The 15,551-nt window shown below is 67.8% G+C and carries 15 protein-coding genes; 5 read left to right on the top strand and 10 right to left on the bottom strand.

Going from position 1 to position 15,551, the window contains the following annotated elements; genetic code table 11:
- Window positions 1–33: 33 nt before the first annotated feature.
- On the bottom strand, window positions 34–522 hold the full coding sequence (locus AC07OQ_RS16310; RefSeq protein ID WP_495054178.1) for a hypothetical protein: 489 nt from the start codon (window positions 520–522) through the stop codon (window positions 34–36).
- A gap of 68 nt (window positions 523–590) precedes the next feature.
- Here AC07OQ_RS16310 and AC07OQ_RS16305 point away from each other — a divergent pair, with 68 nt between their 5' ends.
- Entirely contained in the window at window positions 591–2,099 is a 1,509-nt protein-coding gene (locus AC07OQ_RS16305; RefSeq protein WP_495054177.1) for a Ppx/GppA phosphatase family protein, read from the top strand.
- Window positions 2,100–2,192: 93 nt separating this feature from the next.
- Here AC07OQ_RS16305 and AC07OQ_RS16300 read toward each other — a convergent pair whose 3' ends face one another.
- The 5 genes from AC07OQ_RS16300 to AC07OQ_RS16280 all read right to left on the bottom strand — a co-directional run bounded on the left by AC07OQ_RS16300 (window position 2,193) and on the right by AC07OQ_RS16280 (window position 7,632).
- A complete protein-coding gene (locus tag AC07OQ_RS16300; RefSeq protein WP_495054176.1) occupies window positions 2,193–4,298 on the bottom strand; it encodes a putative bifunctional diguanylate cyclase/phosphodiesterase in 2,106 nt (701 codons plus the stop codon).
- Window positions 4,299–4,648: 350 nt separating this feature from the next.
- Window positions 4,649–5,371, bottom strand: coding sequence for a GGDEF domain-containing protein (locus AC07OQ_RS16295; protein ID WP_495054175.1), 723 nt, complete (start codon window positions 5,369–5,371; stop codon window positions 4,649–4,651).
- A 21-nt stretch (window positions 5,372–5,392) separates the two neighbouring features.
- Window positions 5,393–5,782 (bottom strand): DUF1987 domain-containing protein, encoded by a 390-nt coding sequence (locus tag AC07OQ_RS16290; RefSeq protein WP_495054174.1) that lies wholly within the window; start codon window positions 5,780–5,782, stop codon window positions 5,393–5,395.
- 35 nt (window positions 5,783–5,817) lie between these two features.
- Window positions 5,818–6,387 (bottom strand): SiaB family protein kinase, encoded by a 570-nt coding sequence (locus AC07OQ_RS16285; protein ID WP_495054173.1) that lies wholly within the window; start codon window positions 6,385–6,387, stop codon window positions 5,818–5,820.
- A 12-nt stretch (window positions 6,388–6,399) separates the two neighbouring features.
- Window positions 6,400–7,632 carry a SpoIIE family protein phosphatase gene (locus tag AC07OQ_RS16280; protein WP_495054172.1) on the bottom strand — a complete coding sequence of 411 codons (1,233 nt, stop codon included), beginning with the start codon at window positions 7,630–7,632 and terminating at the stop codon, window positions 6,400–6,402.
- Between the two features lie 375 nt (window positions 7,633–8,007).
- On the opposite strand from AC07OQ_RS16280, the gene AC07OQ_RS16275 reads away from it, so the two are divergent.
- Together AC07OQ_RS16275 and AC07OQ_RS16270 are read left to right on the top strand one after the other, a co-directional pair.
- Window positions 8,008–8,232 carry a hypothetical protein gene (locus tag AC07OQ_RS16275; RefSeq protein WP_495054171.1) on the top strand — a complete coding sequence of 75 codons (225 nt, stop codon included), beginning with the start codon at window positions 8,008–8,010 and terminating at the stop codon, window positions 8,230–8,232.
- A 97-nt stretch (window positions 8,233–8,329) separates the two neighbouring features.
- Window positions 8,330–8,929 carry a 3'-5' exonuclease gene (locus tag AC07OQ_RS16270; protein WP_495054170.1) on the top strand — a complete coding sequence of 200 codons (600 nt, stop codon included), beginning with the start codon at window positions 8,330–8,332 and terminating at the stop codon, window positions 8,927–8,929.
- Between the two features lie 36 nt (window positions 8,930–8,965).
- On the opposite strand, the gene AC07OQ_RS16265 is transcribed toward AC07OQ_RS16270, so the two are convergent.
- From AC07OQ_RS16265 to AC07OQ_RS16255, 3 genes are all read right to left on the bottom strand, one after another.
- The gene (locus AC07OQ_RS16265) at window positions 8,966–11,458 is read right to left on the bottom strand and encodes a response regulator (RefSeq protein WP_495054169.1); all 2,493 of its coding nucleotides are present in this window, start codon (window positions 11,456–11,458) and stop codon (window positions 8,966–8,968) included.
- Between the two features lie 434 nt (window positions 11,459–11,892).
- Entirely contained in the window at window positions 11,893–12,279 is a 387-nt protein-coding gene (locus tag AC07OQ_RS16260; protein WP_495054168.1) for a nuclear transport factor 2 family protein, read from the bottom strand.
- A gap of 53 nt (window positions 12,280–12,332) precedes the next feature.
- On the bottom strand, window positions 12,333–13,079 hold the full coding sequence (locus AC07OQ_RS16255) for an SDR family NAD(P)-dependent oxidoreductase (protein WP_495054167.1): 747 nt from the start codon (window positions 13,077–13,079) through the stop codon (window positions 12,333–12,335).
- A 136-nt stretch (window positions 13,080–13,215) separates the two neighbouring features.
- Between AC07OQ_RS16255 and AC07OQ_RS16250 the strand changes: the two genes are divergently transcribed.
- On the top strand, window positions 13,216–14,157 hold the full coding sequence (locus AC07OQ_RS16250; RefSeq protein ID WP_495054166.1) for a substrate binding domain-containing protein: 942 nt from the start codon (window positions 13,216–13,218) through the stop codon (window positions 14,155–14,157).
- Between the two features lie 294 nt (window positions 14,158–14,451).
- On the top strand, window positions 14,452–14,997 hold the full coding sequence (locus AC07OQ_RS16245; RefSeq protein ID WP_495054165.1) for an H-NS histone family protein: 546 nt from the start codon (window positions 14,452–14,454) through the stop codon (window positions 14,995–14,997).
- Window positions 14,998–15,138: 141 nt separating this feature from the next.
- On the opposite strand, the gene AC07OQ_RS16240 is transcribed toward AC07OQ_RS16245, so the two are convergent.
- A complete protein-coding gene (locus AC07OQ_RS16240) occupies window positions 15,139–15,375 on the bottom strand; it encodes a hypothetical protein (protein ID WP_495054164.1) in 237 nt (78 codons plus the stop codon).
- Between the last annotated feature and the right edge of the window lie 176 nt (window positions 15,376–15,551).

Below are 15,551 nucleotides of genomic sequence, written 5' to 3'. Positions count from 1 at the left end.
CGCGGCGCGCGCCCGGCTCCGGCCTTGCTCGGCTTACTCGCCCTTCTTGGACTTGGGGCGGCCGGTCTTGATGGTCGGCACGTTCTTCAGCGCCTGCTGAAAGGCGGCATTGCTCAGGCCGGCCAGCAGCTTGATGCCCGCACGCAGCAGCTCGCTCTTCTTGACCGGATGGGAAAAGGACAGGGCGCGCTGCTTCAGTTCGCCGAGCACCGCGTATTCGTCGGAGGGCATCGTGAAGCTGTCGCGCACCAGCTTGATCTTGGCCGGCTTGGCCGCAGCGGCCTTGAGGGAGGGCTTGACGGGCGCCTTGACGGGGACTTTGGCGGGGGCCTTGGCAGGGGCCTTGGCGGGGACTCGGGCGGCGACCTTGGAGGCGGCGGCCGGCTTGCTGCCGGTCTTGCGCGCCGCGGTCGCGCGGCGTGCGGTGGGCTTGGGGATGGGTTGGCTGACGGGCTTGTCGGCGGGCTTGGCCACCGAGGGCGTCGCGCCGTTCGAGCTCAGGTCTGCGGCGGGAGAGTTCATGTCATTTTTCTTTCATATGTAAACCGTATATTCAGTTTACACAATTTCCGTAGCGCCGCCTCGCCGACATGTCCGACCCCATGCGCTCGTCCCCCGCCTCGCTGGCAGCCATCGATCTGGGCTCCAACAGCTTCCGGCTGGAGCTGGGCCAGGTGCTGCACGGCAGGTATCGGCGGCAGCATTGCCGCAAGGAGATGGTGGGCCTGGGCGCAGGATTGGACTCCCGGGGCCTGTTGTCGCGCGAGGCGGCCGACCGCGGCCTGCGCTGCCTGCGCGAGTTCTCGGCGGAGCTGGCCGAACTGCGACCGGCGCGGGTGCGCGTGGTCGCCACCCAGACCCTGCGCGACGCGCGCAACCGCGCTGAATTCCTGCACCGGGCCGAGGCCACGCTGGGCCTGCCCGTGGAGGTCATCTCGGGCCATGAGGAGGCGCGGCTGATCTATGCCGGCGTCGCCTTCCTGCAGCCGTCGGCGCGCCGCCGTCTGGTGATCGACATCGGCGGACGCTCCACCGAAATGATCCTGGGGCAGGAGCGAACGCCCGCCGCGACGGCGTCCTTCCGCGTCGGCAGCGCCAGCCTGTCGCAGCAGTTCTTCCCGGAGGGCCGCATGAGCGCCGCGGGCTTCCGCGCGGCCCAGTTGGCGGTCGGCGATCTGCTCGGGGAGGCGCTGGCCCCCTTCGCCGCCGCGCGTTGGGAGGAGGCCCTGGGAGCCTCGGGCACGGCCGGCATGCTCTCGGCCGTCCTGCGCGCCAATGGCATCACCGACGGTGCACTGACGCCGGCGGGCCTGCGCTGGCTGATCGAGCGCTGCATCGCGGCGGGCCGGGTGGAGCGGCTGAGCCTGCCCGGGCTGAAGGCGCAACGCCGCGCGCTGCTGCCCGGCGGACTGGCCATCCTCTATACCCTGGCCGTGCATTGCGATATTCGCAGCCTGCACCCGGCCAGGGGGGCGCTGCGCCAGGGCGTGATTGTCGATCTGCATGAGCGCGAACCGGCCGGTGCCGGCGCCCCCGTGGCGGGCGGCGAGGTGGCCGCGGTGCGGGTCCTGCAGCGGCGCTTCAAGGTCGACCTCGAGCAGTCGAAGCGGGTGGCCGCCGCGGCGCTGATGCTGCACGGCCAGTTGCGGCCGGATGCCTCGGCCTCGGCGAGTCGCGAGCTGGCCGGGGCCGCCGCATTGCACGAGGCCGGCCGGCTGGTGTCGCTGCGCGACCATCATCGGCACAGCGCCTATCTGCTGAGCCATGCGAGCGTGGCCGGGCTCGGCCAGGACCAGCAGCGCCGGCTCGGGCATCTGGTGCTGGGGCAGCGCGGCGGGCTGCGCAAGCTGGGGGCGGCCCTGAACGACGACGCCTTTGCCGCGCAGCTGCTGTGCCTGCGGATGGCCGTGATCTGCTGCGACGGGCGCGGCGCCGAGATGATGCCCGGGACGCCCCGGCTGAGCGCCAGCGGCCGCACGGTGCGGGTGGCCTTGCCGCGCGGCTGGGCCGATCGGCACATGCGGACCGTGCAACTGCTGCGCAAGGAGGCCGCGACCTGGTCGCGCGACGGGACCCTGAGCGTGGAGCTTACGGACTGAGCCCGCGCGGTGCGGCATTGCGGATGCCCTGGGCCGCGGCGGATGGCGGGGCGCCATCGACATGGCCCCGCCAGCCCCGTCAGCCTCGGCCGCTCACGCGCCGACGCTGCCGCCGACCTTGTATGACCGGCGCCAGAGCTCGAACGACGCAACCGCCATGGGCTTGGCCAGCAGATAGCCTTGCACGAGGTCGCAACCCGCCTGCCGCAGCACGGCGAGCTCGGCCTCGTTCTCCACGCCCTCTGCCGTGACCGTCAGTCCGAGGCTGTGGCCGAGGGTGACGATGGACGCCAGCAGATCCTGGCGCCGCGCATCCGCATTGACGCCGTCGACAAAGCTCCGGTCGATCTTGAGTTCGTCGACGGGCAGGCGCTGCAGATAGGCCAGCGAAGACTGCCCCGTGCCGAAGTCGTCGATCGACAGCCCCACGCCCAGCCCGTGCAGGGAATGCAGGACCTTGATCGGGTCGGAGCCGCTGGCCATCAGGCCGGTCTCGGTCAGTTCCAGTTGCAGCAGGTGGGCGGGAATCCGGGCGTCGGACAGCAGCCGCGCGACGCGCTCGGTCAGGGTTTCATCCTGCAGGTCCAGGGTTGAGACATTCACCGCGATCGGGATGGCGATCCCGCGCGCCTGCCAGTCGGCCAAGGTGAGTACCGCGCGCTCCAGCATCCAGCGGGTGACCTGGCGGATCCGGCCCGTGTCCTCGGCGAAGGGCACGAACTCTCCGGGCGCCAGCCAGCCGCGTGTGGGGTGCTGCCATCGCACCAGCGCCTCGACGCCCATCAGCTCGCCGGTCGAGGCGGACATCTTCGGCTGCAGGAACTGCCGCAGCTGGCCGCTCGTGATCGCGTCCTGCAGATCGGACAGCAGGCTCAGGTGGAGCTGCCGCGACGCTTCGAGGTTGGGGTTGTAGAGTGCCACCGGCTGGCGTTGGCGCTTGGCCTCGAACATGGCCTGCTCGGCGCGGCGCAGCAGCACCTCGGTATCCCGCGCATGTTCGGGGAACAGGGCCATGCCCACGGAGACCGACAGATCAAGCATCTGCCCCTGCCAGCTGAGCTTGTGCTCGACGGCCTCCTGTATCTGGTCCGCCGCGTCGCCGGCTTCGGCCGCCGTGCGCAGCGGCACCAGCACGGCAAAGGTGCCGCCGGCCAGACGCCCGAAACAGGCGCGCTGGCCGAACAGCGAGCTCAGCTTGCCGGCCGCGCCCACCAGCACCGCATCGCCGGCATCGAAGCCCAGCACGCTGTTGACGATCTTGAGCCGGTCGACGTCCAGGCACAGCTGGACGGCGATCGGAAACTCGTCGGACAGTCCGCTCAGCAGCGCATTGCCCTCGGTGATGAATCGGTCGCGTTCCGGCAGGCCGGTCAGGATGTCCGTGTGGGCCATGCGGACGAGTTGGTGCTCGCGATCGCCGATGGCCTCGGCCATCGAATTCAGCGCGCGCGAGACCTGCGCGACCTCGTCCTGGCTGTCGACGGCGATGCGATGTCCGTACTGGCCCTGGGCGAAGCGGCCGGCACCGGTCTGGGCGCGCAGCAGCGGGCGCACGATGCTGCGCGTGACCCAGGTGGCCAGCAGCCCGCCGAGGCTCAGTGCACCGAGGCACAGCAGCACGACGGCATGGCTGTCCCGTGAGATGTGCGAGCGCAGGGCCTCGGCCTGCTGGATGGCGCTCAGCTGTTCGGCGCCGGCCAGCTGGCGTATCGACTCCATCAACAGGCTCAGCGCCTCCTCGGTCTCGGCACCCAGCATGCCGCGCGCGACCTCGGGCCGATCGGCTTCAATCAGCGCCACGTTGACGGCGTAGCGTTCGCGGTAGCGCTTCAAGCGCTGCTCGACGTTGAACAGGGCCTGGCGTCTCTCGCCGACGGGCAGCCGCTGATCGAGCAGGGCCATGGCCGCATCCAAATGCCTGTTGGCGACATCAATCTCGGCGTAGGCCAAGAGGCGCTGCTCCCGCGGCGCGCCGATCAGGATCAGCAGCTTGCGGGCCGCATCCTCGGCATTCGCGCCGACCTCGTCAACAATCTCGCGGGTCTCGTTCTGTTCGACCACAAGCCGGGTGAAGGCGTCGGACAGCTCGTTCAGGCGCTTCACGGTCAGCGCCGCGAGCAGGAGCTGCAGGCCCAGCAGGGCGGCGAAGGCCAGGCGCAGGCGCGGGCCTATGCGGAAATGCGGGAAGCTCGGGCGCATGGCGTGATGGTGGTGGCGTGCGCGTCGCCGGAAGCCCCGCAGGGTGCGGGCGCGGTCCGAACGGTCTGCAGACGGATCGGGCCTGACCTCGGGTCGATGGGGGCGAGCATGAAAAATCGTGTTGAAAGGGCGATCACGGGCATGGAGGCGCCGGACGGTCATCGGGCCGCAGGCTCCCCGGCCGTGCTGCCCGATATTGTCATTTTTTGAGGGTGCGGTAACAGCCGCGTGACAGTCCTGCGCAAGTCATGCCGGAGCGTGAAATGCGTCATGCCCCGAGCTCACGAAAGGTGACGGAACCGCCGGTCGCCGCGCATCGCGCGCATGCCCCCCGGGAGTTGGGCCGCCCTTCAATCCCGCAGCTGATCCGCGCCGACCACGCGGTTGCGCCCCGCACGCTTGGCCGCATAGAGCGCATCGTCGGCCCGCCGATAGGCGATATCGAAGCTGCTGCTCATGGGCAGCCAGCTGACGCCGAAGCTGGCCGTCACGGCGCGCCGATCGGGCAGCTGGAACGAGTGCTTCGCCAGCGCCTCCCGCAGGCGCTCGGCCAGCAGCAGGGCATGTTCGCTCGAGTGGCCCGGCAGCAGGACGGTGAACTCCTCGCCTCCGACGCGGCCCACCTCGGCCTGCTCGGGAACGACCGCTCTCAGGCAGGCGACGACGCCGCAGATCACCTGGTCGCCTGCCGGATGCCCAAAGCTGTCGTTCACGCCCTTGAAGTGATCGATGTCCAGCACGATCAGCGCCAGGCTGCTGGCCGTGAGCATGCGGTCGGCGCGCTCGATGACGGCGGCCCGGTTCAGCACGCCCGTCAGCGAATCATGGGTGGCGCGGTACTCCAGCTCCGCCGCCAGTTCATGCAGGCGCTGGTTGAGCTGATTCATCTCCAGCTCTTCCCGATCGCTGCGGCGCACCAGGCGACGCGTCTCCCGCAGCAGGCGCTCGTAGGCGGAGATCAGTTCGCCCAGGGCTTCGCGCTGCTGCTGCGGGCCGGCCCCCGCATCGTCATGGACGGCCCGCGCGGCCGCGAGCGCCAGGTTCTCGAGGTGGAAGAGGTCGGGTGGGGACATCGAGGCGGTCGGGAGAGGCGCTCAGGCCGATTTGACGGGCTGGTTGACAAAGGCGATGTCGGGGAAATCGTCGCTGAGTTCCTGGCCGAATTCGAGGATGGTGTCGTCGTCCTCGTCGTGGAACCAGTGGATGGACACCTCGTTGCCGGCCACCACGGCCTCGTTGAAGGCCTCGATGATGTTGAACAGCATCTTGGTGCTGGAGCTGTTGAAGTAGGCCAGGGCGATATTGACCGTGATCTGCTGTCCGGCACATCCGGCCAGATAGGCGCGGAGCTGCTTGATGATGTCGCTGTAGAAGGCCGCGGCATTCTCCGGATAGGACTCGCCGCGCAGGCTGAGCAGGTGCCGATCGAACTTGAAGTCGACCTCGGGCGAGCTGGGGGTCGGGGCGATGTGCAGGTTTTCCATCGTTGTTCTGCGTTGTTCTGTTTTCGGTGTGGCGCTCAGATGGAGGCCTTCAGATAGAACACGGCGGTGCCCTGGACGTCTTGCAAGGGCTGGAACTCGAAGTCCAGCGGCTCGCTCGCGTCGCGCGCCATGGTCAGAAAGCCCATGCCCGCACCCTTGCTGCCTTCGGGCGCCTCGGCGCGCAGCGTGTCCTTGTAGGCCTGCTTGATCTCGTCCAGCGTCATGCTGCGCAGCTGCTCGAGCTTGTGGCGCAGGTCCTCCGCCCGTGCGGCCTCGATCGGGTTGGCGCACATCAGCAGGTATTGCCCATCGCGTTCGCTGATGCAGACGGATCCGTGGCGCAGCTCCCGGTCGTCGTGACTGAGCGGGGTCAGCGCGTCGGCCGAGTAGTGGATGATGTTCTGCGCCATCTCGACGAAGGAGGAGAAGAGCTTGCGGCGGGTGGGGCCCTTGGCACCGCTGATCTCCAGCTGCAGCTTCACGGCCTCGGCCATGGCCGCGACGATGTTCTGGGAGAAGTAGCCCACGTAGTAGAAGATCACCCGATTCTGCCGGGCCAGCTCGAGGAATGCCCCGTACTCATGAACAATGGGAGTGGACGACATGGCGGGGAACTCCTAGGCGCGAAAGCAGAAAAAGGTCAGATCGTCGCGGCGGTGATGGATGTCCTGCCAGGCTTGCAGCTCCCGCTGCATGGCACGATTCAGCGCGGCCGCCGGCAGGTCGCGGTGGGCCAGGATGACGTCCCGGACGCGGCGCTTGCCGAAGGCGATGGCCTTGGGCCCGCCGATCTGATCGATGAGGCCGTCCGTGGTGACGAAGACCAGGCTGCCGGGCTGCAGCGCCACCTTGCGGTTTTGCCAGGCGAAGTCGAGCTCGCTGTCCACATAGCCGACGCCCTTGCGTTCGCCGTCCACCATTTCAACGCCGGACTGGCCGGGGTGCAGCACGAAGAGTGCGGTCTTGGCGCCAGCAAAGCAAAGCTCGCGCGACGCCGTGTCAAACCAGAAGCAGGCGGCGTCCATGCCATCGTCCGAGCCGGGCGTCTCGTCTTGCCCATCGAGCTGGCCCAGCATCTGCTTGATGCTTCGGTTGACGCTGGACAGCAGGCCGGCCGGATCGCGCGGGCCATGCTGCTCGATGGCTTTGCTCAGCGTGATCGAGGCGATCAAGGTCATGAAGGCGCCGGGCACGCCATGGCCGGTGCAGTCGGCCACGGTGGCGAACCAGCCATCGCTCATGGCCATGAACTGGTAGAAGTCGCCGCCGACGACATCGCGGGGCTCCCAGACCAGGTCGGCGTCCTGGCGGGTCTGGCTCAGCGCCTCGCGCGAGGTGCGCAGCATCGAGCGCTGGATGACGCTGGCGTACTCGATGCTGTGCATGATCTGGCGGTTGCGCGCGGCCTGCATCTCGGCCACCACCCGCATCAGCTGCAGCCCGTGCCCCACCCCGGCGAACAGGCCGTCACGGGTGATGATGAAGCCGTCGGAGAGCGCCTTCTCGCCGTACTCCACCGTCTTGAAGGTCAGTTCCTCGATCCCCATGCCGGCGTCGACGACCAGCGGCTCCTTGTCCATGAAGGCGATGCAGCTCTTGCGGTTGTAGAGCTCCCTGTGAAAGGGCTTGCTCATTTGCGAGAGGAAGATGCTGCGGTTGATCAGGCCGACGGCCTGCCCGCCGTCGACGACCGGGAGGCTGGCCAGGTCGCGGTGCTTGGCAAACACCTCCATGACATCGTCGTTGTTGTGATCCGTGGATACCGACGGCACGTTGATGCACATATCGGCAGCGCTGGGCTGTCGGAAGCGAGGGCGACAGTCGTGCAGGTATCCGGAGGCGTCGGGCATGGTTCTGGGTGGGCTGGTTGCTTCGTTGCTCCCGCTGCTGCTCCGCAACTCGATGGCTTGTCGGCGCCAGAGATGGGAGGAATGCCTGTGGCGGCTGGCGGCAGGAAAGCAATCCGGCCAAGCACAAGAGCGCTCGGTCAGAAATGCGCGAATCTAGCGCCGCAATATGGCAGGCAAATGACCTCCGTCATGCGGCGGCCGTTTAAGCCAGAAACAGCGGGTAAACCCTGAATATGAACCTGCTGCAACGCCACATAAGCTTCGAGCAGCTTGCGGCAGCCCCCTCTCTCACCCTCGCCGCTTGGCCGGAGCGACCGCGGCCCGCCCGGGCGCTTCGGCAATGCTTGTGCAAGGTCATGCAGTAGGAGATCAGCCATGAGTTCGATCGCAATGTCCATGTTCCTGGACTCGGAGCTGGGCGCCGTCATCGACCTGCCTCACGCGGGTTGCGCTCTTGAGCATCCGCTGGTGTTCGACAGCGCGGCGCGGGAGTTCCACGCGCTGGCCGCGAGCGGCAAGGTGGAAATCCTGCACCAGCATGTCGCCGAGTCCGGCGCCGAGCCGCTGATTGACGAGTTGCGCTTTCGGCGTCTGCGATGACGCCCGCAGGGGCGGCAAGGAGGATGGGCGGCCCCGCATGGAAGACGGGCGGGGGATGCCCCGCCGGGGTCGGCGGTGGCGCAGGCATACTGCGGCGATGGATCGACCCCAAGCGCTTGAGCGGCCCACGAGCGAACAGATTGCGGCCCTGCCCGCGTACCAGGCCTTGCCGCCCAGCCATATCCATGTGCTCAGGAATGCCGCGCAGCTCGAGTTCGCCGAGCGCGAGCTGCGCCTGGCGGGCCATGTCGGATTCGACACCGAGAGCAAGCCCGTCTTCGTGTCCGGTGCGCCGCGGACCGGACCCGATGTCGTGCAGTTCGCCACGCTGGAGCATGCCTTCATCGTCCAGACCGCCACCCCGGGTGTGGCCGCCTTTCTCGCGGCCATGGTCGAGTCCGAGGAGATCGTCAAGGTCGGATTCGGGCTGGCGTCGGACCGGCCTCAGCTCTATAGCAAGCTCGGCCTGCGGCTTGGCAAGTCGATCGACCTGTCGCACATGGTCCGCCGGCTTGGCTTCAAGCAAGCCGTGGGACTGAAGGCCGCGGTGGCGATTGTGCTCGGACAACGCCTGCCGAAGTCCAGGAAGGCCACCACCTCCAACTGGGCCAGTCCGAGGCTCAGTCCGCAGCAGCTGCAGTACGCGGCCAACGATGCGCACGCATCACTGCTGATCTACAAGGCCTTGAGCGCCTAGCTGGCCCTTGGCGGCGCTCCGCACTTGTCGCGGGCCTCAAGCCTGCGCGTCGAGCGGCTCATCCCCGCGTCGCGGAGCGACCCAGGTCAGCAGGGTCGCGACGAGCTGCTTGGGGTCGATCGGCTTGCTGACATGGACATTCATGCCGGCGGCCAGGCAGTCCTGTTCGTCGCGCTCCATCGCTCCGGCGGTCATGGCGATGATGGGCAGTTGAGCCAGGCCGGGCAAGGTGCGGATCAGTCGCGTGGCGCTGAGCCCATCCAGCTCCGGCATCTGCATGTCCATCAGCACGACGTCGAACTCGTCGCTCTTCAGCAGGTCGACGGCCTCCACGCCGTTGTTGGCCACCGTCACCTGCAGCCGCACCATCTCGAGGAAGGCGCAGGCCACCTGCTGATTGACGGGGTTGTCCTCCACCAGCAGCACCCGCGCGCCATGCAAGGGGGCCATGGCCGCAGCCAGGTCCTGCATCTCGCTGCTCGGCGATGAGGCCCGGCGCGGATTGGTCCCATGCTGCAAATGCATGACGGCATCGAACAGCCTCGACGGGGTCACCGGCTTGATCAGCATGCTCGTACCGGGCAGGCCCGAGACCTCCTGGACAACGCGATCGCTGGCATGGAGGCTGCTCAGGGCGATCGCGGCCAAGGGTTTGCCGCTGCGCTCCATGGTGATCTGCTGTGCCAGCGCCAGGAACTCCGCACCGGCCGTCTTCCAGTCGAGCAGCAGCAGTTCGTAGGGATGCTGCGCCTCGGCCTGGCGCAGCCTGTACAGCGCCTCGTCGGCAAACGAAGCCACGCTGACCTGGAAGCGCCAGCTCTGCAGGATCTGCTGCAGTATCAGGCGCTCGGTGGGCTGGGCATCCAGCACCAAGGTCCGCATGCCGCGAAGGCGGTGCAGGTCGATGCGCTCGATGCCGGGCCCGGCCCTGCGGAAGCCGCAGCTGAAGGAGAAATGGGAGCCCTGACCCGGCGTGCTTGTCACCTGGATCCGGCCCTCCATCAGTTCGACCAGGCGCTTGCAGATCGCCAGCCCCAGGCCGGTGCCGCCATAGCGGCGCGAGATCGACGCATCGGCCTGCGTGAACACCTGGAACAGTCGATCGATTTGCTCCGGGCTCATGCCGATCCCCGTGTCGCGGACGCCGATGAGCAGACGCACGTCGTCGGCGGCGGCGGACTGCAGCCTGGCGCTGATCACGATCTCGCCGCGCGAGGTGAACTTGATCGCGTTGCCGACCAGGTTGTTGAGCACCTGAGTCAGTCTCAGCCCGTCGCCGAGCAGGCGCTCGGGGATCTGCTCGTCGATCTCGAAGAGCAGGTCCAGGCCGGCCTCCTCGATGCGCGCGGAGAACAGCTGGCCGACGTTTTCGATGATCTCCTCGGGGCTGAATTCCTCGGCCTCCAAGGTGACCCGACCCGCTTCGATCTTCGAGTAATCCAGGATGTCATTGAGCAAGACCAGCAAGGCCTTGGACGAGGTTTGCACCTTGCCGAGGTAGTCGCGCTGCTTGTCGTCGAGGCGGGTTTCCAGGGTCAGGTTGGTCAGGCCGATGATCGCGTTCATCGGCGTGCGGATCTCGTGGCTCATATTGGCCAGGAACAGGCTCTTGGAGGCGCTGGCGGCCTGGGCCTCGTCCCTGGCCGTCGCCAGCGCCGCGCTCTGAAGGCGATCGGACTCGTAGGCCTGGAACAGCCGCGCATACAGCAGGCTGTTCTCCAGCAGCAACTCCATCAGCACGAGGGAGCAGGCCAGCAGGCCGAAGATGCGGCCGGCGTAGAACCCCAGGTCGTAGCGTCCGGCATTGAGCAGGGCGGACAGCGCGATGTCGAACAGCCAGACCACGCTGACCACCATCAGCCAGAGATCGAGGATGGTCCAGGGGCGCTGGCGCCACAGCGCTGCCAAGGCCAGCAGGCTGAACATCCAGACGCTGCCCACCGTGACGCGCATCGCCGGCGAGTAGGCGTTGCCGATCATGATGGACGGCAGCAGCGCCTGCCCCGCGGTCGCCAGCAGGATCAGCGCGGTACACAGCAGCAGCGTGGCCGCGGGCCATGCCCAGGCCGGCACGGCCGCCGCTCGCGGTTTCTTCAGCAGCACATAGCCCAGCACGAACAAGGGAAAGCCGCTGTGCCACAGCATGTAGAGCCAGGCCGTGCTTTGCGGGCCCGCGCCCAGCAGGCCCGTCGCGCTGAACAGGCCCGGAAAGGTCAGCGCATGGGCGCTGGCCATGACGGCCGTGAACAGATAGCCGCAACCCAGCACCAGCAGGGCTTGCAGGCGAAGGATGCGGTACTGGCCGAACAGCAGGACGGCCGTGATCAGGTCGGTGACGACCAGCGCGGATTCGTAGATCGGAATGAAGGCCGGGAGCGGCGCCAGCTTCCGGGTGGCGAACGGGGCCAGCGCGACAAAGACCGCGGCGCAGACCAGCATGACGATGCCGACGCGACGCCGCTCGCCCGCGCCCGCCGGTTGATTCAGTAGAAACGCCAGCCCGTCATCCGGCGCCTGCTCGACAGGCACGGACCTCGGGCCACCATCACGGGCCAGGCTCGCTCCATCCACATCGTCTCCCTATGCGCCGTCTCAGGCGCCCCGATGTTTGATGCCGCGATGGTCGTTCATGTTGTCGGGCAATGCAATCGGCGCATGCTTCCCGATCCATTCGTGACAGGCCCGGGGATGCGGTCGGGGCCTTGGGAGCGACCGGGTGCGCCGCGCGCGCGAAGGAGGCGAAGGCGCCCCACCCATCGCGCTCGACGGCCGGGGCGCGGTTGGAGGCCCCGCCCCTCAGGGGGCCGCCACCGGGATGGCGGCGCTCAGGCGTGCGTCGAGCTCGTCCGCGCTCATGGGCGCCTCGCACGCGTGGCTGAATGATCCCGACCAACGCGGACCACGGCACCACATGATTCATCTCCCCGAGCAAGATCTCCCTGCGTGTCTTCTTGTGGACCGGGTCAAAGCCGACGTTCGATGGCGTCATGACCGACGTGGGTGTAGAGCTTGTTGACGATGGACCATTGCCCGTCCTGCTTGAGCAGGCTGAGCTGGTTGAGGTAGTTGAAGCCGAGCATGTCGCAGCGCACGGTCGCCAGGGCGATAGCGCCGTGGATCTGCAAGGCCTGCACCGTCATCCTTTGCGCCTCGCCGTCCTGCATGGGGCTGCGGCGCGATGCGACGATCTGGAGATAGGACTCCATATCGCGCAGCAAGACCTGGCCCCCGACCTCGCCGCACAGGCGGGCCTGGGGGTGGAACACGCTGCGCAGCAGCTCCGCGTTGCCGCGGTACAGGCCGTCGAAATAGCGCTGCAGCAGGTCCAGCAGTTGTTCGCGGTCGATCATGATCCGGGCTCCCCGGTCGGTGAGTCCGGCCGTGCATGCCGGCCGGGCCAGGCTCACCACTTGCCCGCGCTCATGCCGCCATCGACGGGCAGCACGACGCCGGTGGTGAAGCCGGCGCGGCTCAGGTAGAGCACGGCATCGGTGATGTCCGAGGTATGGCCGATGCGGCCGCTGGGCTGCAGCGTCTTCAGGAATTCGCGGATGTCGGGGTTGTGCAGCGGCGTGTCGATGATGCCGGGCGCCACCGTGCTGACCTTGATGTTGTGCGGTGCCAGTTCCAGGGCCAGCGCGCGCGTGGCGCTGTTGATGCCGCCCTTGACCAGGACCGGCAGCAGCGCGGGCACCGCCGCGTTGGGCTGCAGGGCCACGCTGGCGCTGATGTTGATGATGTAGCCGCCCGACTGCTGCCGGATCAACTGCCGGCTGGCGGCCTGGGCCGCGAAGAAGAAGCCCTTCAGGTTGGTGTCGACCAGATCGTTCAGCTCCTCGACCGTGTAGTCCACGAAGGGGCGGGGGGTGAAGATGCCGGCGTTGTTGATCAGCACGTCGATCCGGCCGAAGCGCGCCACGGCGCTTTCGATCAGGCGCGTGGCGGTGGCCGGTTCGCCGATGTCGCCGGCCACGCCGTGAAAGCGCTCCGGCTGGCCCAGTTGCGCCGCCGCCTGCTGCAGGCGCGCCTCGCTGCGCGCATTGCCGACGACCCGGTCGCCTTCCCGGAGAAAGGCCTCGGCCAAGGCCAGGCCGATGCCGCTGGAGGCGCCGGTGATGACGACCGTGCGGTGTGCTTGCTGATTGTCCATGGAGGGCTCCGATGCGAGGTTGAGGTCGGAACAAGGCCCGGCTCCTGGCCCCGGCCTCTGTTGAACCCAACTCTATTTACTTACCTGCGGGTAATAAATACGATCTCGGCCAATTGAGTTATTACACGGTGTACGTTTGAACCGCCAATTTGACGATCTGATGCTCGGAAGCATCGAGCTGTTCTGCATCGCGGCGGAGCGGGGCGGCTTCACGGCCGCGGCGACCGCAGCGGGGGTGACGCCGGCGGCGGTCAGCCGCTCGGTGGCGCGCCTGGAGGAGCGCCTGGGCGTGCGCCTGTTCTTGCGGACCACGCGGCAGATCCGCCTCAGCGAGGCCGGCCAGGCCTATTACGAGCAGTGCCGCCAGGCGCTGAGCCAGCTGATCGAGGCCGAACGCGAGGCCAGCGGCCAACAGGCGACGCCCAGCGGTCTGCTGCGCATCAGCGCGCCGACCACCTATGGCCATTACCGGCTGCTGCCCCTGCTGCCCGCGTTCCGTGCGCGCTACCCCGACATCCGGGTCGAGGTGCATGTCAGCAACCGCAACATCGATTTCGCCGCCGAGGGTTACGACCTGGCGGTGCGCGTGCGCGCGCCGGGCGACTCCACCCTGATCGCGCGGCACCTGGAGGACGCCGATCTCGTCGTGGTGGCCTCGCCCGACTACCTGCGCCGCTACGGCGTGCCGCAGACACCCGAGGAACTGAGCGCCCACGACTGCATCCAGTTCGAACTGCCCAGCAGCGGCCGCACCATTCCCTGGCTGTTCCGGCAGCAGGGGCATGACACCGAGTGGCCGACCGCGGGTGGTTATGCCTGCTCGGACGATGTGCTGGCCGGTGTCACCTTGGCCCGCCATGGCGCCGGGGTGTTCCAGGCCTACCGCTTCGTCGTCGAGCAGGACCTGCGCGAGGGCCGGCTGGTGGAACTAATGGCGCCCTTTGGCGGATGCTCGCGGCCCTACAACCTGCTCTATCCCCAGCTGCGTTTCGTGCCGCTGCGCGTGCGGACCTTTGTGGACTTCCTGCTGAGTCAGCGCAGCGGTGGCGGGGCGGTGCCGGCAAGACCCGTGGCTTGATCGACGGATGCCTGCGAGAAACTTGCTGGCGCGGTTTCTGCTGCGCCATTGCAGGGTTTGCCTTCGGCGAACAGCGTGCTTATCGAGCTGCTCGACAGAACCGATGCCTGTGTTCGGGCGAACTGCTTGTGGCGCAAACTCGAATCTAACGACGCTGTTTGCAAACCCTAAGTCGCGGAGATAACTAAGTCGCCTTGATCGCGAGTAAGTGCTTCGAGCATGGCGCAGGTGTTATGGTGCTGGACGCGGCATGGCCGCAGGGTGTGTCAAGATCAATTAACAGGAGCGCACACAATGGCGAAGCCCTTCTCCCGCATCATGGGTCAGATCGAACGACTGCAACAACAGGCCGCGGAAATCCAGACGGGAATCATCGATCGGATCAGGAAGGAAATCGCCGAATACGGCCTGACGCCGGAGCAACTGTTCGCTGCCGCAGGTCCGCGCCGCAGCATGGGCAAGAAACCCCGTAAGTCGGCCAAGGCCAAATATGCGGATGGCACCGGCAATACCTGGGGCGGCATGGGCAAGCGCCCGGACTGGCTGCGTCAGGCCTTGGCGGCCGGCCAGGCGCTGGAGGAATTCCTGGTTGGCAAGCCTGCCAAGACCGCACCCGCCAAGAAAGCCGTCCGCAAGAAGCCGGCGGTCAAAAGTGCCGCGGCCGCCAAGCCCGCCAAGCCCGTCAAGGTGGGCGCGAAAACCGCAGCGAAGAAGCCTGCGGCAAAGGGGGCTGCGGCGGCGAAAAAGCCGAAGCCGGTGGCCGCCAAGAAGGTCACGACACGCAAGCCGCGCCAAGCCAGGGCCGCCGCGATGCCCGAAGCGGGTGCCTCCGCGAATTGATGCCGTTGCGGAGGCTCACCCTCATCCGGTGGGCCTCATGCGCTTGTGAAGACCGACGCGCGGTGACCGCCTCGCCAGCCTCGGCTATCCCTGCGCACCGGCACCCGCGGGGCCGAGCCGTACCGGCTCATGCCCATCACCTCAGCCGCGCCGCGCGGCCTGCTTGGCGGTGGTGTTCAGCGCCATCTGCGTGCTGCTGCGGCCCTCGATCACCACGCGCGGCAGCTGCACCACCACCTGCTGCGCGGCCGGCTGCTGGGCCTTGCCGGTGATCACGACGCGAGGCAGCTGCTCGAGCTTCGGCGCGGCCTGCGCGATCAGCGGGGTGGCCACGGCGAAGATGACGGCGGCGGCGGCTTGGATCAGGGTGAAGTTCATGGCGGGCTCCGGGGGGCGTTGCTGACAGCGCGGATGGCGGTGTCGATGGGGTCAGTATCGAAGTCCGCCCCGCCTCCGGCCAGCCGCCGGCGACGAACTGCAGGATCCGTCGACCGAGCTGTCCTGAGCGGCGCCGAACCGGATCGGCCCCGGGGAGATCAGCGCCACCATCTCGC

Source organism: Roseateles sp. GW821-FHT09B06, assembly GCF_059418245.1.
This window is presented reverse-complemented; position numbering and strand designations above follow the sequence as displayed.